Below are 19,659 nucleotides of genomic sequence, written 5' to 3'. Positions count from 1 at the left end.
TCGGGGAAGTCACTGCCGAAAGGTGCCATGGCAGGGAGCCCCTGGCCGGGGTCGCGACGAGGCTCGGGCACTACCAGGGCAGCGGCTCGTTCAGCGTCGGATCGCCGTCGGTGAAGAACCGGCCGCTGGGCCCGTCGGCCGGCAACGTGGCCAGTGCGACGCTGACCAGGGCGCCCTGTTCGGGTGTGCGTTCGCCGGTCCGGCCGGTCAGATCGGTGGAGCAGTAGCCGGGATCGGCGGAGTTGACCTTGATCGGGGTGTCCGCGAGTTCCTTGGCATACATCAGCGTGATCATGTTCACGGCCGTCTTCGACGTCGGGTACGGAATCGTCGTGACGTACCACAGTGACTCGCCGGGAGTGCCGACCGAGCGGAACGACCCGACCTGGCTGGACACATTCACGATGCGCGCCGCGTCGGCCCGGCGCAGCAGCGGCAGGAACGCGTTGGTCACCGCCACGAGCCCGAAAACATTGGTCTCGTAGATCTCCCGCATGGCGGCCCGGGTGGCGGTACTGGGCCCGCCCCGGGTGCCCACCGCGGTGGACGAGGCTATCCCGGCGTTGTTCACCAGCACGTCCAGCCGTCCGAACTCAGCCCCCACCTCGGCCCGGGCCCGCTCGATGGAGGCATCGTCGGTGACGTCGATGCGCAGGGAACGAGCGTCCAGACCACGCTCCCGCAAGGTGCGGGCCGCGCCCTCGCCGGCCTCGGAGCGCGCGCCGACCAGCACGGTGAAACCGCGCTCGCCCAGGAGGCGGGCGGTCTCGAAACCTATGCCCTTGTTCGCTCCGGTGATGAGAGCTGTTGTCGTCATGTCCTCACCCTGGCAGCGTGACCTGCGGCTGTGGAGGGACCGCTGCAGACTAGGACGGGAGATACCACCCTGGGACGTCGCCACCGCAGGATCCGGTACGCGATCCTGAGGCAATGACGTCCCCCGAACGGCTCGCCCTCTTCCTGCGGGCGCGGCGGGCGCGACTGCAACCGCGCGATGTGGGTCTGCCCGACGGTGAGCGTCGCCGCACGCCGGGGCTGCGCCGCCAGGAGGTGGCCCAGCTGGCGGGGATCTCCGTGGACTACTACGTGCGGATGTAGCAGGGACGCGGGCCGAACCCGTCCCGGCAGATCCTCGCGGCGCTGGCCCGGGCGTTCATGCTGAACCGCGACGAGCGGGAGTACCTGTACCGGGCGGCCGGTGGGGCACCACCACAGGCCCCGGGGATCAGCGACGCGGTCGGCACCACGGTGCGCCTGCTGCTGGAGAGCATGACACACGTCCCGGCTTACGTCGTCGACGCCAAGTATGATCTGCTGGCCTGGAACGACCTGGCCCTGCACTTCATTCACCACGCGGTCGACGACCCGACCGGGAACCGGAACATGGTGCGCTGGATGTTCCACGCCGCGCGGGACGACTCCCGCTGGGACGGCGAATCAGCCACCGCCTTCGCGCGGGCCACCGTGGCCGACCTGCGGGCCTCCTACGCCCGCTACGCCGGCGACCCGGGACTGGATGCCCTGATCACCGAGATGATCAGCACCTCAACCATATTCGAGCGGATGTGGGCCGCTCACGAGGTCGACGCCCGCCGCCGCGTGACCAAGAAGATCGACTCGGAAACCCTGGGCCCCCTGGAGTTCGACTGCCAGGTGCTGCACATCCCCGAGACCGGGCAGCGCCTCATCACCTACTGCGCGGAACCCGGCTCACCGACGCGTGAGCTCTTCCAGCGTCTGGGCCACGTGCGCCGCGGGCCGTGACCGGACCAGCGGCCTCGGGCGACGGCGGGTCCTCCGTCTGTCTATAGGCAGAATTCCCTTCTTGACAGTCATTTTCGTTTCGCTCCGCCGCCGCGACGATTGACCTGCCCGGTGTCGGTTCCTACCGTGTGCCGGATGAGTGACGTGGTCACCGCGGTGCCTCGCGCGGTCACCGGTGAGCGCATCCCGCCGCACGTGCCCCCGCAGTGGCGCGAACAGGCCCTTTGCCGCGGGAAACAGCTGTCGGCCGGTGGCTGAGATCATCGCTGTCGACGAGGTGGTGGCGCGGGCCGCCGCGCTGATCCGCAGCAGGTACGGGACGTGGTCGGTCCAGCGCCTGGAAATCCCTCACTTCGGCTTCGCTCCTCTCCAGCTGCCGCCCGACCTCGACCTCACCGCGCCGTTCCACGGGGTGGACGAACGCGTCCCCACCCGGGCCCAGGGGTTCGGGGCCGCTGTCCTGCACCGGTTCCTGTCTGACTGCTGACTGCGAGGATGCTCCGCAAACCTCAGGAGGAGACACGCCAGATGAGCAGCGCACCGGAGACGGCCGACGAGCAGCGGGTGGAGAAGCACGTGCGGACCCTGGCGGGCAGCCCCCGCGGGCGTCGGCACCACCCGCAGGCCCTGCAACAGGCCATGGACTACCTCGCCACCGAGCTCGACGGTTACGGATGGACGACCCGGCACGTTCCCTTCGTGATGCGCTGGGCCATCGGGGTCACGGAGAAGGGCGGCACCGCACCCCTGTGGCGCCGGGTCCGGCTGTACCGCCGGCTGGAGGGCACGAATCTGCTGGCTCACCTCCCGCAGCACTCCCCGGAGGCCCCGGCCGTGCTCCTGATCGCGCACGTCGACAGCGTCGAGAACAGTCCGGGCGCCGACGACAACGCCTCGGGGGTGGCCGCGGTGCTGGAGTGCGCTCGGCTGCTGGCCGCGCTGCCCGACGCGCCCGTGGTGCGGCTGGCCCTCGTGGACATGGAGGAGCTGGGCAAGATGGGTTCGCGCGCGCTCGCCGGGGACCGCCGCTTCCGGCGGGGGCTTCGTCACGTGATCTGCCTGGAGTCGGTCGGGACCTTCACCAGCGAGCCGGGCTCCCAGCAGGTGGGTGTGCTCAAGTGGGTCTTCCCGCAGGCGGCGGCCGAGATCGCGAGCCAGGGCGGCCGGGGCGACTTCGTGCTGGCGATCTGCAAGCGGTCGTCGCGCCGGGCTGCCGAAACGATTCGCGAAAGTGCTGACGGATTGCGTGTTCTGGTCGGTCAGGAACCCCGGCCGGGCGGTCTGGCCGGGCGCCTGGTGACACAGGTCGCCCGGCCCCTGCGCAACCTCGACCGCTCCGACCACGCGCCGTTCTGGGACAAGGGCGTCCCGTCGCTGATGCTCACCTGCACGGCGTCGTTCCGGAACCATCGCTACCACCTTCCCGGGGACGTCGCGGGGGAAGTCGATTTCGGGAAAGTGGCCGAGCTGTCGACGGCGGTGGTCAGGGCTCTTCGGCGCGGGTTCTGAGGGCGGTACGGGGTACCACCGAGTGGCGTGAGGTGATACCTCGGGGAAGATGGCTCCATGGCTGATCCGCTCCCCGCGTCCGAGACCTCGTCCGACACCTGCTTCTGCGGCTACTACGGGCAGGCGAGTTCGGCCCAGGTCGTGCCGCCCTGCCCCGAGTGCGGGAACGGCCCGTGGGACAAGCCATTCCCGCGCGTCACGGACGTGCCCCGGCAGAGTCGCCGGGAGATGCGTGGACCCGGGACCGCTCAGCCGAACGTGACCAGATCCTTGAAGATCAGCTGACCCCAGGTGGTTCCGCTCGCCTGCACCAGCAGCCCACCCTCCGCGAGCCCGCCGAGCTCGATTGGCGCGAATCCGAGGTCTTCCGCCAGCGCACCGACCTGCGCTGCCGCGCCCTCGTCGTCGCTCGCCAGGAACACGACCCGGCGTCCACCGTGCACGGCCGGATCCTGCTCCAGGACTCCGGCGACCAGATGGTTGAAGCCCTTCACCACCTTTCCCCCGGTGAAGGCCTGCGCAACGACCTGGGCCGACGACTTCCCTCCCAGCAGCTCGGGAGAGACACCGTAGGCATTGGTCACATCCACGATGGTCTTTCCCGTCCAGGACGGCAGCGCCTGGGCGACCCCCGGGTGTGCCTCGAAACGCACGGCCAGGAAGATGATGTCCGCCGTCAGGGCCTGAGCCAGATCGACGGGGACGATCTCGGGCCCGATCGCGGCCGCGGTGCCGGCCATGCTCTCCGGGTCGCGGGTGGTCGCCACGGACACCTCGATGCCGCTGCGGGCGAACGCCTTGGCGAGGGCCTGGCCGATACTGCCGAAGCCGATAATTGCGTAGCGCATGTGTTCTCCTGAGGTTTCGGGTGCGCCATTCACGGTGCCACCGGCCCCCGGAGGTGTCCAAGACCTCTTTCAGCGGTTGCGATACCCTCAGGACATTGCCGGACCGGGAGGCTCCATGGATCTGGACCTGCGCAAGCTGCGTTACTTCGTCGCCGTCGCGCAGACCCTGCACTTCGGCCGCGCCGCCGAGGAGCTGCACATCGCGCAACCGGTGCTCAGCCGGCAGATCCGCGCACTGGAACAAGATCTCGGCACCCCGCTGCTGACCCGCGACAGTCACGGCGTGGCGCTGACCGACGCCGGCCGCCAGTTGCTGACCGATGCCGGCCCGCTGCTGGCCTCCACCCAGGCGATCCGCCGCCGGGTGACCGCGGCCGCGCGCAGCGGCCGGCGGCTCATGGTCGGCTTCCGCGCGGGCATCACCATCACCCCGGCGGTCCGCCAGTTCGCCGCCGGGCACCCGGGCGTGACCGTGGACATGCAGCGGATCGAAGCGGACGACCAGGCCGCGATGCTGCTCGACGGTCGCATCGACATCGCCTACGTGCGCCTGCCCATCGACGAGGCCGGCCTGCGCGTCACCCCGCTGTACGTCGAGCCGCGGGTGGCGGTGCTGCCCGCCGGCCACCGACTGGCCGGCAAGGAGCAGATCACCGAGGCCGACCTGGCGGGCGAGCCGCTGCTGTGGCCGGCGGACGCCGGCACGCAGCCGACCCGGCTCCCGCACCCCGACGCCGGGTACCGCGTGCGTGGGGTGGACGAGACGCTCGAGCACGTCGCGGCCGGCCGGGGCATCTCGTTCCTGGCCCGTTCGGCAACGGTGTTCTACTCCCATCCGGAGATCAGTTACGTTCCGGTCGCAGATCTGGCGCCCGACCAGGTCTGCCTCGCGGTGGCGGCGTCGGGCACCTCGTCGGTGGCCGGCGATTTCCTCGCCGCGGCCCGGGCGACGGCCGGGATCACGGCCGAGTGCGGGAACTACGAAATGTGGCATGTGGGCGACAATTCCAGTTCCTGAGGCCCTGTCTCAGCGCTTGCCGGTGATCCGGTGACTGATCTGAAACATGACGCAGAGCTGCTGATTGCGTGCTTCCATCCGCTTGTTCCGGGGCTCGGCCGGGTCACCCAGGCCCATCCGATCGACGACCGTCAGCAGATTCCAGGTGCCCCGGCAGCCCCGGACGGGTGGTGTCGACGACGGCCTGATCGACGACGGTCGCCTCACCGTCGGCGACCTCCACCGCAACGCTCACCGGTCGCGCCGAGAGGTACCTCGTCTCGCCGGAACCGATCTGTTGCAGCCACTCGGTGCGCGATGACCGGTAGCAGGTCATGTGGGTGAGCGTGTGACCGGGATCGGGCAGGCCGTGGAGCAGGTCGCTGTCCCGGTCGAGCCTGCTGCGGTACATCGTCCGGTAGGCCTGCCCGACCTCGGTCCGGGTCGTGGTCTCGTGGTCGGTGCTCGCCGCATCAGCCGCCGGCGTCCAGCGGGACCACGCGCAGGGTGCCGGGTCGGGCCTGCGGGCCGGTGATCGCGCCGACCGGGCCGGGCCCGTAGTGGTCGTACTTGGCGTGCAGGGTGGCATCGAGCCCTTCGTGCACCTGGTCGGGCGGGGTCTGGAACAGCACGTCGCGTTCCCGGCCGGCCACCTGGATCCGGCCCCGGCCGGCCTGCTCGGCCCGCCGGAACCAGCCGTTCTCCGGGCCGCCACCAGGTCCCGCACGGCGCAGTCCTTGGACGCGCCGCCCGCCGCTGTGCATCTGTACCCCGGCCTGGTCCGGGGTCAACCGCTCGCGGCGGGTGGTGAGGAAGGTGCGGACCTCGACCTGCTTGTCCATGTCACCGACGTCAGGTGCTGGGTGAGGAGCCAGGGAGGGTCTGGCATTACCGGGGAAAGGCGTCACTGGTACGGGCCGGCGAAGGGGCGTTCCCTGGTGGCAGCGACGAATCAGCGACGAATCGGCGGCGCCGCGGTGAGCAGCGGCCTCTCCGGCGTCCTGCTCGTGTACTTCTCCCGGACCGGTGAGAACTACTTCAACGAAGGCAGAAGGGTTCTGGAGGTGGGGAACACCGAGGTTCGTGCCGACATGATCACCGAACGCATCGAGTGCGACGTCTACCGGATCGAGGCGGCCGACCCTACCCCGAAGCGTACGAACCCACGGTGCAGCGCAATTCACAAGAGCAGGAGGACGACGCCCGGCCGGGGATCGCCGAACCGCTCCCGGACCTCAGCGGGTACGACACAGTGCTGATCGGCAGTCCGGTGTGGAGACCCAGGCGCCCATGATCATGCGGACCTTCATCGAGAACGCCGGCAAGACCGTCCTGCCGTTCGTCACCTACGCGGTGAGCGGGATGAGCGGGGTCGACGCCGACCACCGCAAGGCACTGCCGGGCGCTGAGGTGGGGGAGGGCCTGGCCGTCCGCGGAAAGACCGTGTCCGACGCGGCCGAAGAACTCGAAGTCTGGCTCACCGCAGCTGGACTCAACTAATGGCCGACAAACCATGACAACCACTGAAGGAAACATCATGAGTATCAAGAACGCTCGCGTCGCAGTCATCACCGGCGCCTCCTCCGGGATCGGCGCGGCCACCGCCCGCGCTCTGGTCGCCGAGGGCTACCAGGTGGCGCTGCTGGCCCGCCGGGCCGACCGGATCGAGGCCCTCGCCGCCGAGCTGGGGGAGGGTGCGCTCGCGGTCCAGGCCGATGTCACCGACCGGGACTCGCTCCTGGCCGCGGCGCAGCAGATAGCCCGCGAACTCGGCCCCGCCGACGTGCTGGTCAACAACGCCGGAATCATGCTGCTCGGGCCGTTCTCGTCGGACCAGCGCGAGGACTACCGCCGGATGATCGAGAGCAACCTGCTCGGCACCATCACGACCACCGAGGTCTTCCTGGACCAGCTCAAGGACGGCGGCGGTGACATCGTCAACATCTCCTCGGTAGCCGGGCGCACGGCCCGGGCCGGTAACGGCGTCTACGCCGCCACCAAGTGGGGACTGAACGGCTGGTCGGAGTCGCTGCGTCAGGAGGTCCTGCCGGACGTGCGCGTCACCCTGATCGAGCCGGGCGTGGTGGACACCGAGCTGCCCGGCCACATCACGCACGATGCCACCCGCGACGCGGTGCAGCAGATGTACGACGTGGCCAGGGTCAGCCCGGCGGAGGTCGCCGAGATCATCGCCTTCGTCCTGGCCCGCCCGCGGCACCTGGTGATCAACGAGGTGCTCCTGCGTCCCGCCGACCAGCTCGGCTGAGGCGTGGGCAACCCGAGCCGGCTAGGGAGCCTGGCTTTCTCCCGTTGGGGCGGGCGGGCCCTGGTGCCGGTCCAGGGACGCCGCGAGGCCTTGGGCAATCATCGTCAGCGCGTCGGTGAAGGTGTCATGGCCGCTTGAGATTTCGTCGGTCTCCAGCAGCCCGAGCGCATCCGCGACGAGGCGCTGCTGTTCGTGGAACGTGAAGCCGACGACGAAGTGCATGACCGCCTCGGCCGCCACCTCGGACAGGGTGTCGGGCACGCCCTGGGCGCGCCCGACGGTCAGTAGCGGAAGACGCACGGGGGAGTCCACGAGCCCGAGGGCCAGTGAGCTCGACACCAGTTCGGAGGCGTCCCGGTGGGCGAGCAGGCTCGCGTGCATCCGGGCGCCCACCACGAGCACGGCCGCGGGCACGGACAGGTTCTCGACCGTGACCTCGCCCACCGGCGCGAGGATCCGTTCGCTGACCGCGGCTAGGAGAGCCTGCTTGTTCGGGAAGTGCCAGTACAGGGCGCTGGGCTGAACGCCGAGGGCAGTGGCCAGGTGACGCATCGTCAGGTCGGGCAGCCCGCGCTCGTCCAGCAGGTACAGGGCCATGTCGGCCACGTCGTCCCGTGTTCGTCTGGGTGGGCTTCCCGAACCGGTCATCGGCCCATTATGGTCATGAACGCTGTTCAGGTGAACGCCGTTCAGGAGGGCGAGGCGATGGCAAAAGGGCACGGTTCAACGGTCAGGCCGATCGATGCGACGGATCTGGCGCGCGTGGCGGTCTTCGCGGCGCTGACGGTGGCGCTCGGGCTGCCGGGCAGCTTCAGCGCGTTCGGCGGGGTACCCATCACCGCACAGACCCTCGGGGTCATGCTGGCGGGGGCGATCCTCGGTCCCCGGCTCGGCGCCCTGGCGATGATCGTCCTGCTCGTCCTCGTCGCGGCCGGGCTCCCGCTGCTGGCCGGCGGTCGGGGCGGCATCGGGGTGTTCACCGGGCCGTCCGCGGGCTACCTCTTCGGGTGGGTCGCCGGGGCGTTCGTCACCGGGCTCGTCGTGCATTCCACGTCCCGCCGGCCCACGCTGGCCCGGACGGCGCTCGGCCTCCTGATCGGCGGGATCCTCGTGGTCTACGCGATCGGGATCCCCGTCCAGAGCCTGGTGACCCGACTGCCGCTGGGGCACACCGTCGTCCTCAGTCTCGCGTTCATCCCCGGCGACCTGATCAAGGCGGCGATCGCGACCACCACCGTCGGCACCCTGCTGCGGGCCTACCCCCGCGCGTTCCGCCGCACCTGGGGCTCGTCCCGGCAGCGCGAGGTCTCCCGCCCGGAAGCGACGTGATGACGTCCCGGATCGTCGTGCTGCGGGGTTTCCCCGGCGACCTGCTCGACCTGCTCGACCGGCTGCGCGAGGTGCGCCGCCGGGGAGACGTCCCGCTGGTCGGGGACGAGCGCTGGCCGTCGGCGCACTGGTCGGCGGTGCATGACCTGGTGGCCGGCGCCCCGGTGCCCGGCGAAGCGGCCTGGGCGACCCTGACGTCCGGTACCAGTGGGAGACCGCGCATCGTCCTGCGCACCGCGGCGTCGTGGCAGCGTTCCTTCGCCGCGATCTCGACGATCCTCACCGGCCCGGTTCTGCTCCCGGCGCCACCGGCCTCGTCCCTGACGCTGTTCTCACTGGCCCACGCTCTCGACGGCGGCCCGGCGCCCGTGGCCGACAGTCAGGACGCCACCTCGTTCCACGGAACACCGCACGCCCTGCGTACCGTCCTCGACACCCACCCCCGGCTCCGCGTCGCCCTCGTGGGCGGTTCCCACCTCGACCCGTCCCTGCGGACCGCCGCCGAAGCACGCGGAATCCGGGTCATTTCGTACTACGGGGCGGCCGAACTGTCGTTCGTCGCCCTCGACGACGGAACGGGACTGCGGGCGTTCCCCGGGGTGGACCTGGACGTGCGCGACGGCGAACTGTGGGTGCGCACGCCGTACGCGGCGCTCGGCTACCTGGGCGGGACGGGCCCCCTGCGTACGGACGGGGCCAGGAGCACCGTCGGCGATCTCGCGTCCCTCGACCAGGGCGTGCTCACGCTGCACGGACGCGCGGACAGCGCCATCCTCACCGCCTCGGCCACCGTCGTCCCCGACGAGGTGGAAACCCAGGTGAGGACGATCGCCGGGGTCCGCGACGCGGTGGTCTTCGGCATCCCGGCACCGGGGATCGGTGAGATCGTCGCGGCCCTGGTCGAACCGGACGGCCCGGCCCTGACCGCCGGCCGTCTGCGCACCACGGTGGAGGCCGGGCTCGCCACCGCTCATCGTCCGCGCGTCTGGTTCGTGGGGGAACTGCCCCGCACGGCCTCCGGAAAACCCGCCCGCGCCGAGGCCCGGCGCCGGGCCCTCACCGGTGAGGTGCCTCGTCTTGCCTGACCGGGTACGGACCCCTGATGTGGTCATCGTCAGTGCCCGGCGCACCCCGATCGCCACCCGCAGCCGGGCCTTCGCCCGGCTCGGCCTCGAAGACCTGGCCGCACCCGTCCTGCGCCGCGCGCTGTCCGACGCGGAGGCCGCCATCGGTTCCACCCTCGTCCCGGCCGACGTCGTGCTGGGAAACTGTCGGGGACCCGGGGGTAATCCGGCCCGGATCGCCGCGCTCGCGGCCGGGCTCGGCGTGGACGTGCCGGGTGCGACCATCGACCGGCAGTGCGGCAGTGGCCTGGCCGCCGTCCTCGACGCGGTCCGGGCCATCCAGGCGGGCGACGACCGTCCGCGCCTGGCCGGTGGGGTCGAGAGCGCCTCGACCGCACCGACCCGGTCGATCGGCGGAAAGATCTACGAGCGAGCGCCCTTCGCACCTTCCGGCTGGCCGGACCCGGACATGCTGGAGGCCGCCCAGGCCCTGGCCCACGCCGACGGGATCACCCGCGAACGCCAGGACGCCCACGCCGCCCGCAGTCACCGGCGAGCCCGCGCAGCCCACGACGCCGGCCGCTTCGACCACGAAATCGTAACTTTGAGTGGTGTATTCGCCGACGACTCGATCAGGTGGGACGAACGCCTGCTGGCCCGACTGCGTCCTCAATTCCCGGAGGGCACGGTCACGGCGGGAACCTCGACCCGGATCAGTGACGGCGCGGCGGTGGTCGCCGTGATCCCTCGACCGATGCGAGGCCGGGCACCCGGTCTCGTGGTGCGGGGGCAGGCCGTGGTCGGCTGCGACCCGGCCCTTCCCGGCATCGGCGCCGCCCCGGCCGTACAGGCCGCGCTCGCGAGCGCCGGTGCGTCGATCGCCGGCGTCGCCGCCTTTGAGATCGTGGAAGCCTTTGCGGCGCAGTCTCTCGCCGTCCTCTCCCGGCTGGGATTGGAGGACGACGATCCCCGGGTCTGCGCCGACGGTGGCGCTCTCGCGCTGGGTCACCCCTGGGGTGCCAGCGGTGCGGTCAGCCTGGTCCGGCTGTTCAGCCGTCTGGTCCGCGCGGGTGCCCCGGCGGGAACGCTCGGGGTGGCGGCCGCGTCCGTCGGTGGCGGTATGGGGGTCGCGGCGGTCGTCGAGGTGGTCCGGTGAGTGCGTTGCTTCTGGACGAGGTCAGCGTGCGGTGGGGGGACGTGGTGGTGCTGCGCGACGTCACCTGTGCGCTGGACGCCCGCACGATCGCTGTCATCGGCGAGAACGGTTCGGGTAAGTCCACGTTCGCCCGGATCGTCGGCGGGCTCACCCCGGCCACCCGCGGCACGGTTCGCGTGCTGGGTCTGGACCCGGCGCGGGACGCGGCCCGGCTCCGGCGCCGGGTGGCCATGGTGTTCAGCAACCCCGACGCGCAGATCATCATGCCGACCGTCGCCGAGGACGTCGCGTTCTCCCTGCGCTCGGACAAGCTTCCGCGGGAGGAGAAACGGCGTCGGGTCCGGGCCGCGCTGGAGCGGTTCGGCCTGGACGGGATCGCCGACCGTTCGGCCCACGACCTCTCGGGCGGGCAGAAACAGCTGCTCGCCCTGTGCGGAGCTTTCGTGCGGGAGCCCGACCTGGTGATTGCCGACGAGCCCACCGCGTACCTGGACGCCCGCAACGCCCGCCGGGTCACCGGTCACCTTCTCGGGAAGGGCTCGCACCGGCTGCTGCTGGTGACCCACGACCTCGACCTGGCGAAGCGCTGTGACCAGGTGGTCTTCATCCAGGACGGGACGATCGCCGCGATCGGCGACCCCGCCCCGGTCGTCGCCGCCTACGAGGCGCACCTCGCGTGCTGAGCCTCTACCGCGCCGGTTACAGCCCCTGGCACCGGCTGGCGGCCGGCCCGAAAGCGCTGCTGCTCATAGTGATCGTGCTCGGGGTGAGCCTGCTGCCGGTGAGCTGGCCGGGCCCCGCGGTAGCAGCTGCCATCGCCGTCGGCTGCTACGCGGTGCCCGGGATCGGCCTGCGGGAACTGCGCCGTCAGCTGGTCGCCGTGCGCTGGGCGATCGGGGTCACCGCAGCCGGGCAGCTGGTGTTCCTCGGACCGGGACCGGCGGCCGCGAACACCACCCGGGTGGGCGCGGCCCTGGTGATCAGCGCCCTGCTCGCCCTGACCACCCCCGTCGGCGCCCTGCTGGACGCCCTCGAGCGCGGCCTGAAACCGCTGGACCACCTCGGCGTCGACCGGCAGCGCGTGGCCCTGCTGCTCATCGTGACCATCACCATGCTGCCCGTGCTCGCCCGTCTGGCCCACGACGTCCGTGAGGCCCAGCGTGCTCGCGGCGCCCCGCCGGGCCTGCGGCACTTCGCGATGCCGTTCCTGGTCGTCGCGCTCAAACACGCCGATGCGCTGGGCGATGCGCTGACGGCCCGGGGTGTGCGGTAATTCCTCAGACGCCGTTGTACTCGTCATCGGTGATGTGCTCGAGCCACTGCGTGGTCGCGGCCGGGTCGTCGGCGTTCTCGATCATGGCGATGTGCTCCATGAAGCAGCCGGGCGCAGCGGCGTGCCAGTGCTCCTGGCCGGGCGGGGTGTAGAGGGTCTGGCCGGCGTGGACCTCGAAGATCTGCCCGTCGCGGCCGCCGAACCGGGCCACGCCCTGGGTGACGCGCAGGTACTGGCCGCGGGCGTGGGAGTGCCAGGCGGTGCGGGCGCCGGGCGCGAAGCGGACGGTGGCCACGATCATCCGCTGGTCGCCCTCGTGCGGCAGCGCGATCGGGTCGAGCCAGACGTCACCGGCGAACTGCTCGGGCGGGTTCTTGGACGTGGGGACGGCCGGTTCGATGTTCATGATGTCCTGTCTGACGGTGCGACGTCGTCGAGCGCCCGCAGGGCGTTCAGCGTGCGGGGGTAACCGACGAATGGCAGCAGCTGGGTGATGACGGTGAGCAGGAGCGCCCGGTCGTGGCCGACATTCAGGTTGGCCACGACGTGCCCCTTGACCTGTGGATCGCAGCCGCCCAGGCCGATCAGGACGGCGAGGGTGACCAGTTCGCGGGTCTGGAGGTCGAGCCCGGTGCGGGTGTAGTGGTCGCCGAAGCAGTTGGCCGACAGCAGTTCCTGGATGTGCTGCTCGTCGGCGGGGGCGTTGGCGTACATCGCGTCGACAGCATCGGCCCCGACGATCTGTTTCTGTACCGCCAGGCCCTTCTCGGCGCGGGTCTGCGGGGTGGTGGTCGACTGGCCGGGCAGGGGCAGATCGATCCCGCGGTCGTTCAGGACGTCGTTCGTGGCGTGCACGAAGTCGATCGCCCGGCCCATCCCGACGTAGGCGACCGACTGGTAAACGATCTCCTTGACCTGCACCGGGGTGACCCCGCTCGTGAGTGCACCACCCAGGAGCACCCGGAACTCCCGCAGGGACCCGCTCCCGATCAGGGCGGACAGCTGCACGATCAGGCGGGTGTGCGGGTCCAGCTCCCCGGACCGCAGTACCTCGTCGAACGCGAAATGACCGAAGTAATCCACGAGTTCGGGGTCGGTGGTGCTCAGACCGGACATCGGCCCGGGGAAGAGTGCGTCGGTGTCGCCCGGCGTCATGATGATGTTGCCTTTCGATCAGGGGATCAGCTGCACCTTGAGTGCGTCGCGGTCGGCCATGGCCCGGTAGGCGGCGGGGACCTCGTCTAGGGTGAGCGTGCGGTCGAAGACCTGGCCCGGGTCGATGCGCCCTTCGAGGACGTCGGGAAGGACCTCCTCGATGTAGGCGCGGACCGGGGCGGGGCCGCCGTTGAGGGTGACGTTCTTGCCGAAGAGCGAGCCGAAACCCACCGGTGCGTCCTCGTACTGGGGCACGCCGACCCGGCTGATCACGCCACCGGCGCGAACGATGCCGTAGGCCTGCTCGTAGGCCGGCAGGTGGCCGACGGCCTCCAGGACGATGTGCGAGCCCTGACCACCGGTCAGTTCCATGACCTGGGCCACGCCCTCCTCGCCACGCTCGGCGACGACGTGGGTGGCGCCGAACGTCCGGCCGAGGTCGGTGCGGTCGGTGTGACGGCCCATCAGGATGATGTGCTCCGCGCCCATCTGCCGGGCCGACAGCACCGCCGACAGGCCGACCGCGCCGTCACCGATGACCGTGACGGTCCTGCCGGGCTGGACCTTGCCCATGAACGCGGCGTGGTAGCCGGTGAGGTAGACGTCGGACAGGGCCAGCAGCGACGGGTAGAGCGCCTCGTCGACCCCGGCCGGGACCTTGACCAGGGTGCCGGAAGCCTGTGGGACGCGCACGGCCTCGGCCTGGGCGCCACCGACGTCGCCGAGGCCGTACCAGCCGCCGTTGACGCAGGCGGTCTGGAAGCCGTCCTTGCAGATGTCGCAGGTGTTGTCGCAGTAGGCGAAGGGGGAGATGACGAAGTCACCCCGGACCAGGTTCGTGACGGCGGAACCGATCTCCTCCACGACGCCGATGAACTCGTGGCCCATGGCGGCGCCGTCGGTGCCCGCGGGCATGCTGCCGAAGGGGTGCAGGTCCGACCCGCACACGCAGGAACGGACGATCCGCACGACGGCGTCGGTCGGCTGCCGGATGACGGCGTCGGCTGTCTGCTCGACACGGACGTCACCGGCGCCGTACATGAATGTGGCTCGCACCTGTGGTGGTTCCTTCCGAAGGGGCTTTGAGTGGAGGCCGGACATCCGCTGCCTCCTCACCCAGGAAAGGGGATACCGCAGCGGAGAGGGAGATCCTGCTGGGCCAGGTACTGGCATTACCTCCCCGGACGGATCAGCCCGCCGGCCGGATCTCCAGGGAGGTAATGCCAGTACCGGCCACGACAGGATCTCCCCAGGTCACGGCCGGGCCCGTTCACTGGTGGCATGCGAGATACAGCACCTCCCGCGCCGGCCGTGACCACCCCGGCGGCCGGAACGGGAACTCCCGCCCGGTCGGGGGCGGTCCTGGCCGTCATCCTGGTCAGCTACTTCATGATCCTGATGGACAACTCGGTCATCTTCACCGGGCTGCCCACCATCCGCGACAGTCTGGATCTGTCCCCGGCGTCGCTGTCGTGGGTGCAGGACGGCTACACCCTGGTCTTCGGGGGTCTGCTGCTGCTCGGGGCCCGGGCCGGGGATCTCGTCGGCCGGGTGCGCCTGTTCGTGGCCGGCCTGGCCGTGTTCGGCCTGGCCTCCCTGTTCATCGGGCTGGCCCAGACCGGCTGGTGGATGATCGCCGGGCGCGCGGTGCAGGGCATCGGCGCCGCGGTGGTGGCCCCGACCTCCCTGGCGCTGATCACCGTCTACTTCGAGGGCGAGGCCCGCCGCCGCGCGGTCGCCGCCTACGCGGCCACGGCCGGGATCGGGGCGAGCCTGGGCATGCTCGTGGGTGGCGCCCTCACCGAGTGGATCTCCTGGCGGGCGGCCTTCCTGGTGAACGTGCCGATCGCCCTGGTCATGATCGTCGCCACCCGTCGCGTGCTCACCGAGACTCCGCGCCGGGACGGGCGATTCGACCTGATCGGCGCCATCTGCGCGACCGCGGGAATCGGGGCCCTGGTGTTCGGCTTCATCGAGTCCTCCGCCGCGGGCTGGGGTTCGTCGCGGGTCCTGGGCTCGCTGGCCGCGGGAATCGTCCTCCTGATCGTCCTGGTGCTTCATGAGGGCCGGGCCGAGCAGCCGATCATGCCGCTGCGGCTGTTCCGCAGCCGGGAGCGCAGCGGGGCCTACGGGGTGCGGTTGCTCTATCTGGGCGCCATGATGGGCTTTTTCTTCTTCACCACCCAGTTCCTGCAGAACTCGTACGGATTCACCCCGTTGCAGGCCGGGCTGGGTTTCCTGCCGATGACGATGGTGAACTTCGGGGTGGCCATGGCCGCGCCGCGCCTGGGTGCCCGCATCCCGGGGGCCGTGCTGCTGACCGGCGGCACCGCCCTGACCCTGGCTGGGATGTTCTGGCTGGGCCAGGCCGGGGTCGGCGGCGCCTACGTGACCGCCGTCGCCCTGCCGATGGTGCTGGTGGGCGCCGGCCAGGGGCTGGTGTTCGCTCCCCTGACCAGCTCCGGGATCGCCGGGGTACGGCAATCCGACGCCGGGGCCGCCTCCGGTCTGCTCAACACCGCCCACCAGCTCGGCATGGCCCTGGGACTGGCTGTACTGGTGGCTATCTCGACGCGTGCCGGGTCCGGCAGCACCTCGCCCGGGGCCGTGGCCGCCCAGTTCCATGATGCGATCACCGGCAGCAGCGTGATGCTGGCCCTGGCCCTGCTGATCGTGCTGGTGGTTCTGCTGCCCGCGCGTGACTGATATCTGCCTCCACGAAAGGAAGATCATGGAATACCGCCTTCTGGGGCGCACCGGGTTGTCCGTCAGCCCGCTGTGCCTGGGCACGATGATGTTCGGCCCCTGGGGCAACGACGACCACGACGACTCGATCCGGATCATTCACCGGGCCCTGGACGCCGGCGTCAATTTCGTCGACACGGCCGACGTGTACTCCGGAGGGGTGTCGGAGGAGATCGTCGGGAAGGCCCTGAAGGGCCGTCGCGACCAGATCGTCCTGGCGACGAAGTTCTTCATGCCGATGGACGAGGCGCCCAATCACGCCGGCGGGTCGCGCAAGTGGATCGTGCAGGAGGTCGAGAACTCCCTGCGCCGGCTGGGGACCGACTACATCGACCTGTACCAGGTGCACCGCCCCAGTGCGGTGATGGACGTCGAGGAGACCCTGGGGGCCCTGACCGACCTGGTGCGGCAGGGCAAGGTCCGCTACATCGGGTCCTCCTCGTACTCCGGTGCGCAGATCGTGGAGGCTCAGTGGGCCTCGCGGGAGCGACATCTGGAGCGGTTCGTCAGTGAGCAGCCGCCGTACTCGATCCTGGTGCGCGGGATCGAGGAGGATGTCCTGCCGACCACCCTGCGGCACGGCATGGGCACCCTGGTCTACAGCCCGCTGTCCGGGGGCTGGCTGTCCGGCCGCTGGCGTAAGGACGCGGCCGGCCGGCCGACCTCGGCCGCCCGCCCGAGCGCCCGGTTCGACATGTCCAGCCCGGCCAACCAGCGCAAGCTCGACGTCGTCGAGGAACTCGCCCTGCTGGCCGAGAAGGAGGGCATCACCCTGATCGAGCTGGCCCTGGCCTTCGCGATCAACCACCCGGGCGTGACGTCGGCGATCATCGGCCCGCGGACCATGGAGCAGCTGGAGTCGCAGCTCCCGGCGGCCGGCATCACGCTCAGCGAGGCCGTGCTCGACCGGATCGACGAGCTGGTGGCCCCCGGCGTGACCCTGAATCCCGACGACAACAGCTACGGTGCAGCCGAACTCACCCCGCAGGCGCGTCGTCGCTGAACCGGGCCCCGGATTTCCCGACGCGGTCCGGTGAGGAACCGCGCCGGGAAACGGCGGTCAGGCGGTCAGGCGGTCAGGGTGACCACGTAGGCGTCGAGGTTGTTCGTCCAGTCGAGATTGACCGTGACGGCATTACCGGTGACGCTCACCCGGGCGTCGGACACCACGGTGGGGGCGGAGACGGCGGCGTTCGTCGACGGCATCCTCTCCACCTTGACGTGAACGGTGCTGTTCGTCTGCTGCCAGGACGGGATGTTGGCGTAGGTCACCCCCACCGAGCCGGTGGCGGCCGAGGGGGTCGCCCCGTAGACGCCGATCGTGGTGTGGGTGCTGGAGTTCTGGAACACGGTGCCGTCGTGAGCGTCCGAGGCTCCGGGGGTGATCCGGGTGCGCTGCCCGGTCTGCTCGGCGTAGCGCCGGTAGACCCACCACTGGCCCATCGGCTGGTTGGCGCCGGCCGTGACCAGCCAGCCCATCGTGTCGTAGAGTGAGGGGGTCTGGCCGACCATGCCCCAGTTCGCGCGGGCGCCGTCGACGTTGCCCCGTTCCAGGCGCGCGATGTACCAGGCCGAGGGGCCCGGCTGCTGCTCTGCCCCGTAGGCGCCGTACTCGTTGACGTCCAGACCGGAGACGGTCAGGCCACGGGTGCTGAGAGCGGTGCGGGCATTGGCGGCGTCCACAGCGGGGTCGCCGGGAAGGGCATGCCAGCTGAGGATGTTGGGAACTACGTTATTGGCCTTGACGTAGTCCAGGTAGGTGGTGAACCACGCGTCCGTGGGGTTGCAGGCGCAGCTCGGGCCCTCGATCACCGCGTTCGGCAGGGCGGCCCGGATGCGCTGGGTGCCGCGTTTGACCATCTCCAGGTACTGGGCCTGGGTGGCGCCCCAGAAGAAGATGTTCGGCTCGTTCCACAGGTCCCAGCGCACGTCCGACCCGGTCATGCCCGCCGCCTTGACGTCGGCGACGACCTGGTCGAAGAAGGCGTTGTACTCGGTCCAGCTGCCGCCGTTGCCGGGCCAGCGCGGAACGGTGCAGACGCCGTCCGCGCCCCACAGCCCGGCCAGGATCATCTCGAAGTGTGCCCCCAGAGCCTTGGCCCGGGCGTAGTAGGCCTTCTCGGTGGTCCAGCGGGCGGTGTAGGCCCCGTTGACGTAACCGCCGTTGGGGCAGCCGATCTGCGAACCGCCGGCCCGTAGTTCAGTCACTTTGATCTGGCTCTGGAGGCTCTGGGCCGGCGTGGTCCCGTTCTGCGACAGGCCGTAGATGAAGCCGCTGGCCCGGTAGGTGGGAGTGCCACCGTAGGTGGACATGTCGACGGTCATCCCGTCGACGGCGGCCGCGGCCGGCCCGGCCGGGCGGATCACCGCGAACAGGCCGGCGATCAGGACGAGAACGACGAAGAGCAACGGACGCCTTCGCGGAGCAGCTTTTTTCGGCATGGGAACTCCTTCAGGAGGGGGATCCACACGAACTTGGGTGCGTCGAAGGGAGCGCCGGGGTCAGCGGGTGGATCCCCGGTCGATCAGGTGCGGGGCGACGAGCCGGGTGACCGGTCGGTCCGGCCCACCGGGGTGATCGAGGCGGTGCACCAGTGCCTCGACCGCCGACCGGCCGAGGAGGCCGGGAGCGGACTCGACGAAGGTGTAGGGCAGGGAGAACGTCCGGGCGAAATCCGCCGAGTAGAGGCTGATCACGGACAGGTCACCGGGGACCGCGACCCCGCGGGCCCCGAGCACCGCGGGGAGCATGGCCGCCGTCGCGTCGTTGTGCACGATCAGGGCGGTGGCCTGAGGGTGGGCATCCAGAACGGCGCCGACGGTGGCGGGGATCCGGGACGGGTCGGCCTCGCCGTAGTGGGCCGTCAGCCGCACGCCGCGCCGGGCCGCCTGCTCCACCGCCGCGTCGCGAAAACGCCAGCTGTAGGCGCCGCCCCGGGAGAACACCGGCCGGGGCGGGGTGATCAGGACGATCTCCGGATGACCGAGATCGCGCAGGTGGTCGACGATCTGGCGGGCGGCCGCGCCGAAGTCGAGGTCGTAGACGTCCAGCCCCTCGGTGTCCGCGGGCAGCCCGACCGTTGCCGCGGGCCGGTGGGCCTCCCGCAGGACCGGCAGCCGGGGGTCGTCGTGCAGCACGTCGAGCAGCACCACCCCGTCGACCATGCCGGAGTCGGTGATCCGCCGGAGCGCGGCCGGCCCGTCGTGGTCGGTCACCAGCAGGATGTCGTAGCCCTTCCGGCGGGCGGTCTCGGTGACGGCCATGACGTACTGGAGCATGGCCGGGGCGAACTCGTCCGGTTCGAACTGCATCAGCAGGCCGAGCACCATCGTGCGCCGGGTGGCCAGGGCCCGGGCGCCGGCGTTGGCCGTGAACCCCAGATCCCGGATGGCGTCGAAGATCCGCTGCCGGGTCTCCCCGGAGATGCTGCGCTTGCCGGACAAGGCGTACGAGACCGTGCTGCGGGAGACCCCCGCGACCCGGGCCACATCGGCAATGGTCGGACCCATGCGCACCTTTTCTCCGTCGAACCGGTTCGAAAACCGTAACGCC

The 19,659-nt window shown here is 70.7% G+C and carries 26 protein-coding genes; 16 read left to right on the top strand and 10 right to left on the bottom strand.

Annotation, left to right across the window (positions count from 1 at the left end; all coding sequences use genetic code 11):
- Positions 1-70: 70 nt before the first annotated feature.
- On the bottom strand, positions 71-817 hold the full coding sequence (locus tag LR393_RS23075; protein WP_231486238.1) for an SDR family oxidoreductase: 747 nt from the start codon (positions 815-817) through the stop codon (positions 71-73).
- 113 nt (positions 818-930) lie between these two features.
- Between LR393_RS23075 and LR393_RS23070 the strand changes: the two genes are divergently transcribed.
- The 5 genes from LR393_RS23070 (at position 931) to LR393_RS23055 (ending at position 3,273) form a co-directional block, all read left to right on the top strand.
- Entirely contained in the window at positions 931-1,098 is a 168-nt protein-coding gene (locus tag LR393_RS23070; protein WP_231486237.1) for a helix-turn-helix domain-containing protein, read from the top strand.
- A 57-nt stretch (positions 1,099-1,155) separates the two neighbouring features.
- The gene (locus LR393_RS23065; protein WP_231486236.1) at positions 1,156-1,764 is read left to right on the top strand and encodes an MmyB family transcriptional regulator; all 609 of its coding nucleotides are present in this window, start codon (positions 1,156-1,158) and stop codon (positions 1,762-1,764) included.
- Between the two features lie 135 nt (positions 1,765-1,899).
- Positions 1,900-2,022 carry a hypothetical protein gene (locus LR393_RS35620; protein WP_269327734.1) on the top strand — a complete coding sequence of 41 codons (123 nt, stop codon included), beginning with the start codon at positions 1,900-1,902 and terminating at the stop codon, positions 2,020-2,022.
- A complete protein-coding gene (locus LR393_RS23060; RefSeq protein ID WP_231486235.1) occupies positions 2,015-2,251 on the top strand; it encodes a hypothetical protein in 237 nt (78 codons plus the stop codon). The genes LR393_RS35620 and LR393_RS23060 overlap by 8 nt, the downstream gene beginning before the upstream one ends.
- 41 nt (positions 2,252-2,292) lie before the next feature.
- Positions 2,293-3,273 carry a M28 family peptidase gene (locus LR393_RS23055; protein WP_231486234.1) on the top strand — a complete coding sequence of 327 codons (981 nt, stop codon included), beginning with the start codon at positions 2,293-2,295 and terminating at the stop codon, positions 3,271-3,273.
- Positions 3,274-3,521: 248 nt separating this feature from the next.
- On the opposite strand, the gene LR393_RS23050 is transcribed toward LR393_RS23055, so the two are convergent.
- Complete coding sequence (locus LR393_RS23050) at positions 3,522-4,121, bottom strand: NADPH-dependent F420 reductase (RefSeq protein ID WP_231486233.1); 600 nt, start codon at positions 4,119-4,121, stop codon at positions 3,522-3,524.
- A 115-nt stretch (positions 4,122-4,236) separates the two neighbouring features.
- Between LR393_RS23050 and LR393_RS23045 the strand changes: the two genes are divergently transcribed.
- Positions 4,237-5,139 carry a LysR family transcriptional regulator gene (locus LR393_RS23045; RefSeq protein WP_231486232.1) on the top strand — a complete coding sequence of 301 codons (903 nt, stop codon included), beginning with the start codon at positions 4,237-4,239 and terminating at the stop codon, positions 5,137-5,139.
- Between the two features lie 103 nt (positions 5,140-5,242).
- On the opposite strand, the gene LR393_RS23040 is transcribed toward LR393_RS23045, so the two are convergent.
- Positions 5,243-5,530, bottom strand: coding sequence for a nuclear transport factor 2 family protein (locus LR393_RS23040; protein WP_231486231.1), 288 nt, complete (start codon positions 5,528-5,530; stop codon positions 5,243-5,245).
- Positions 5,531-5,591: 61 nt separating this feature from the next.
- On the bottom strand, positions 5,592-5,960 hold the full coding sequence (locus LR393_RS23035; RefSeq protein ID WP_231486230.1) for a DUF2255 family protein: 369 nt from the start codon (positions 5,958-5,960) through the stop codon (positions 5,592-5,594).
- A gap of 96 nt (positions 5,961-6,056) precedes the next feature.
- On the opposite strand from LR393_RS23035, the gene LR393_RS23030 reads away from it, so the two are divergent.
- Genes LR393_RS23030 through LR393_RS23020 form a run of 3 tightly spaced genes read left to right on the top strand, consistent with a single transcriptional unit; the run spans position 6,057 to position 7,384 of the window.
- A complete protein-coding gene (locus LR393_RS23030; RefSeq protein ID WP_231486229.1) occupies positions 6,057-6,377 on the top strand; it encodes a hypothetical protein in 321 nt (106 codons plus the stop codon).
- 31 nt (positions 6,378-6,408) lie between these two features.
- Positions 6,409-6,618: an NADPH-dependent FMN reductase family protein gene (locus LR393_RS23025; protein ID WP_231486228.1), complete on the top strand. Its 210-nt coding sequence runs from the start codon at positions 6,409-6,411 to the stop codon at positions 6,616-6,618.
- A gap of 37 nt (positions 6,619-6,655) precedes the next feature.
- A complete protein-coding gene (locus tag LR393_RS23020; RefSeq protein WP_231486227.1) occupies positions 6,656-7,384 on the top strand; it encodes an SDR family oxidoreductase in 729 nt (242 codons plus the stop codon).
- Positions 7,385-7,405: 21 nt separating this feature from the next.
- Here LR393_RS23020 and LR393_RS35615 read toward each other — a convergent pair whose 3' ends face one another.
- Positions 7,406-8,032, bottom strand: a complete 627-nt coding sequence (locus LR393_RS35615; RefSeq protein ID WP_269327733.1) for a TetR/AcrR family transcriptional regulator — start codon at positions 8,030-8,032, stop codon at positions 7,406-7,408.
- A 57-nt stretch (positions 8,033-8,089) separates the two neighbouring features.
- Between LR393_RS35615 and LR393_RS23010 the strand changes: the two genes are divergently transcribed.
- Genes LR393_RS23010 through LR393_RS22990 form a run of 5 tightly spaced genes read left to right on the top strand, consistent with a single transcriptional unit; the run spans position 8,090 to position 12,206 of the window.
- Positions 8,090-8,713: a biotin transporter BioY gene (locus LR393_RS23010; protein WP_345718647.1), complete on the top strand. Its 624-nt coding sequence runs from the start codon at positions 8,090-8,092 to the stop codon at positions 8,711-8,713.
- Positions 8,713-9,798, top strand: coding sequence for an AMP-binding enzyme (locus LR393_RS23005; protein WP_231486225.1), 1,086 nt, complete (start codon positions 8,713-8,715; stop codon positions 9,796-9,798). The genes LR393_RS23010 and LR393_RS23005 overlap by 1 nt, the downstream gene beginning before the upstream one ends.
- Complete coding sequence (locus tag LR393_RS23000) at positions 9,791-10,933, top strand: thiolase family protein (protein WP_231486224.1); 1,143 nt, start codon at positions 9,791-9,793, stop codon at positions 10,931-10,933. Before LR393_RS23005 ends, LR393_RS23000 begins: the two co-directional genes overlap by 8 nt.
- A complete protein-coding gene (locus LR393_RS22995) occupies positions 10,930-11,616 on the top strand; it encodes an energy-coupling factor ABC transporter ATP-binding protein (RefSeq protein WP_231486223.1) in 687 nt (228 codons plus the stop codon). The genes LR393_RS23000 and LR393_RS22995 overlap by 4 nt, the downstream gene beginning before the upstream one ends.
- Positions 11,610-12,206, top strand: coding sequence for an energy-coupling factor transporter transmembrane component T family protein (locus tag LR393_RS22990; protein ID WP_231486222.1), 597 nt, complete (start codon positions 11,610-11,612; stop codon positions 12,204-12,206). The genes LR393_RS22995 and LR393_RS22990 overlap by 7 nt, the downstream gene beginning before the upstream one ends.
- Before the next feature lie 4 nt (positions 12,207-12,210).
- Here LR393_RS22990 and LR393_RS22985 read toward each other — a convergent pair whose 3' ends face one another.
- From LR393_RS22985 to LR393_RS22975, 3 genes are read right to left on the bottom strand one after another with little or no spacing between them, the layout of a single operon-like run.
- On the bottom strand, positions 12,211-12,612 hold the full coding sequence (locus LR393_RS22985) for a (R)-mandelonitrile lyase (protein WP_231486221.1): 402 nt from the start codon (positions 12,610-12,612) through the stop codon (positions 12,211-12,213).
- Entirely contained in the window at positions 12,609-13,361 is a 753-nt protein-coding gene (locus LR393_RS22980; RefSeq protein WP_231486220.1) for a carboxymuconolactone decarboxylase family protein, read from the bottom strand. Before LR393_RS22980 ends, LR393_RS22985 begins: the two co-directional genes overlap by 4 nt.
- A gap of 18 nt (positions 13,362-13,379) precedes the next feature.
- On the bottom strand, positions 13,380-14,402 hold the full coding sequence (locus tag LR393_RS22975; RefSeq protein ID WP_269327749.1) for a zinc-binding dehydrogenase: 1,023 nt from the start codon (positions 14,400-14,402) through the stop codon (positions 13,380-13,382).
- Positions 14,403-14,642: 240 nt separating this feature from the next.
- Here LR393_RS22975 and LR393_RS22970 point away from each other — a divergent pair, with 240 nt between their 5' ends.
- Both LR393_RS22970 and LR393_RS22965 read left to right on the top strand, forming a co-directional pair.
- A complete protein-coding gene (locus LR393_RS22970) occupies positions 14,643-16,067 on the top strand; it encodes an MFS transporter (protein WP_231486218.1) in 1,425 nt (474 codons plus the stop codon).
- 25 nt (positions 16,068-16,092) lie between these two features.
- Entirely contained in the window at positions 16,093-17,109 is a 1,017-nt protein-coding gene (locus LR393_RS22965; RefSeq protein ID WP_231486217.1) for an aldo/keto reductase, read from the top strand.
- A 65-nt stretch (positions 17,110-17,174) separates the two neighbouring features.
- Here LR393_RS22965 and LR393_RS22960 read toward each other — a convergent pair whose 3' ends face one another.
- Entirely contained in the window at positions 17,175-18,548 is a 1,374-nt protein-coding gene (locus LR393_RS22960; RefSeq protein ID WP_231486216.1) for a GH39 family glycosyl hydrolase, read from the bottom strand.
- Positions 18,549-18,608: 60 nt separating this feature from the next.
- Complete coding sequence (locus LR393_RS22955) at positions 18,609-19,616, bottom strand: LacI family DNA-binding transcriptional regulator (protein ID WP_231486215.1); 1,008 nt, start codon at positions 19,614-19,616, stop codon at positions 18,609-18,611.
- Positions 19,617-19,659: the final 43 nt, after the last annotated feature.

Source organism: Kineosporia mesophila (genome assembly GCF_021129235.1).
GTDB lineage: Bacteria > Actinomycetota > Actinomycetes > Actinomycetales > Kineosporiaceae > Kineosporia > Kineosporia mesophila.
The sequence above is the reverse complement of the archived record's forward strand: the minus strand, read 5'-3'. Positions and strand labels throughout refer to the sequence as shown.

Excerpts from the sequence above, each read along its gene's own strand:
- LR393_RS23075 (WP_231486238.1), bottom strand. The coding sequence starts at position 817 with ATGACGACAACAGCTCTCATCACCGGAGCGAACAAGGGCATAGGTTTC.
- LR393_RS23070 (WP_231486237.1), top strand. The coding sequence starts at position 931 with ATGACGTCCCCCGAACGGCTCGCCCTCTTCCTGCGGGCGCGGCGGGCG.
- LR393_RS23065 (WP_231486236.1), top strand. The coding sequence starts at position 1,156 with ATGCTGAACCGCGACGAGCGGGAGTACCTGTACCGGGCGGCCGGTGGG.
- LR393_RS35620 (WP_269327734.1), top strand. The coding sequence starts at position 1,900 with ATGAGTGACGTGGTCACCGCGGTGCCTCGCGCGGTCACCGGTGAGCGC.
- LR393_RS23055 (WP_231486234.1), top strand. The coding sequence starts at position 2,293 with ATGAGCAGCGCACCGGAGACGGCCGACGAGCAGCGGGTGGAGAAGCAC.
- LR393_RS23050 (WP_231486233.1), bottom strand. The coding sequence starts at position 4,121 with ATGCGCTACGCAATTATCGGCTTCGGCAGTATCGGCCAGGCCCTCGCC.
- LR393_RS23045 (WP_231486232.1), top strand. The coding sequence starts at position 4,237 with ATGGATCTGGACCTGCGCAAGCTGCGTTACTTCGTCGCCGTCGCGCAG.
- LR393_RS23040 (WP_231486231.1), bottom strand. The coding sequence starts at position 5,530 with ATGTACCGCAGCAGGCTCGACCGGGACAGCGACCTGCTCCACGGCCTG.
- LR393_RS23035 (WP_231486230.1), bottom strand. The coding sequence starts at position 5,960 with ATGGACAAGCAGGTCGAGGTCCGCACCTTCCTCACCACCCGCCGCGAG.
- LR393_RS23025 (WP_231486228.1), top strand. The coding sequence starts at position 6,409 with ATGATCATGCGGACCTTCATCGAGAACGCCGGCAAGACCGTCCTGCCG.
- LR393_RS23020 (WP_231486227.1), top strand. The coding sequence starts at position 6,656 with ATGAGTATCAAGAACGCTCGCGTCGCAGTCATCACCGGCGCCTCCTCC.
- LR393_RS35615 (WP_269327733.1), bottom strand. The coding sequence starts at position 8,032 with ATGACCGGTTCGGGAAGCCCACCCAGACGAACACGGGACGACGTGGCC.
- LR393_RS23010 (WP_345718647.1), top strand. The coding sequence starts at position 8,090 with ATGGCAAAAGGGCACGGTTCAACGGTCAGGCCGATCGATGCGACGGAT.
- LR393_RS23005 (WP_231486225.1), top strand. The coding sequence starts at position 8,713 with ATGACGTCCCGGATCGTCGTGCTGCGGGGTTTCCCCGGCGACCTGCTC.
- LR393_RS22985 (WP_231486221.1), bottom strand. The coding sequence starts at position 12,612 with ATGAACATCGAACCGGCCGTCCCCACGTCCAAGAACCCGCCCGAGCAG.
- LR393_RS22980 (WP_231486220.1), bottom strand. The coding sequence starts at position 13,361 with ATGACGCCGGGCGACACCGACGCACTCTTCCCCGGGCCGATGTCCGGT.
- LR393_RS22975 (WP_269327749.1), bottom strand. The coding sequence starts at position 14,402 with ATGTACGGCGCCGGTGACGTCCGTGTCGAGCAGACAGCCGACGCCGTC.
- LR393_RS22970 (WP_231486218.1), top strand. The coding sequence starts at position 14,643 with ATGCGAGATACAGCACCTCCCGCGCCGGCCGTGACCACCCCGGCGGCC.
- LR393_RS22965 (WP_231486217.1), top strand. The coding sequence starts at position 16,093 with ATGGAATACCGCCTTCTGGGGCGCACCGGGTTGTCCGTCAGCCCGCTG.
- LR393_RS22960 (WP_231486216.1), bottom strand. The coding sequence starts at position 18,548 with ATGCCGAAAAAAGCTGCTCCGCGAAGGCGTCCGTTGCTCTTCGTCGTT.
- LR393_RS22955 (WP_231486215.1), bottom strand. The coding sequence starts at position 19,616 with ATGGGTCCGACCATTGCCGATGTGGCCCGGGTCGCGGGGGTCTCCCGC.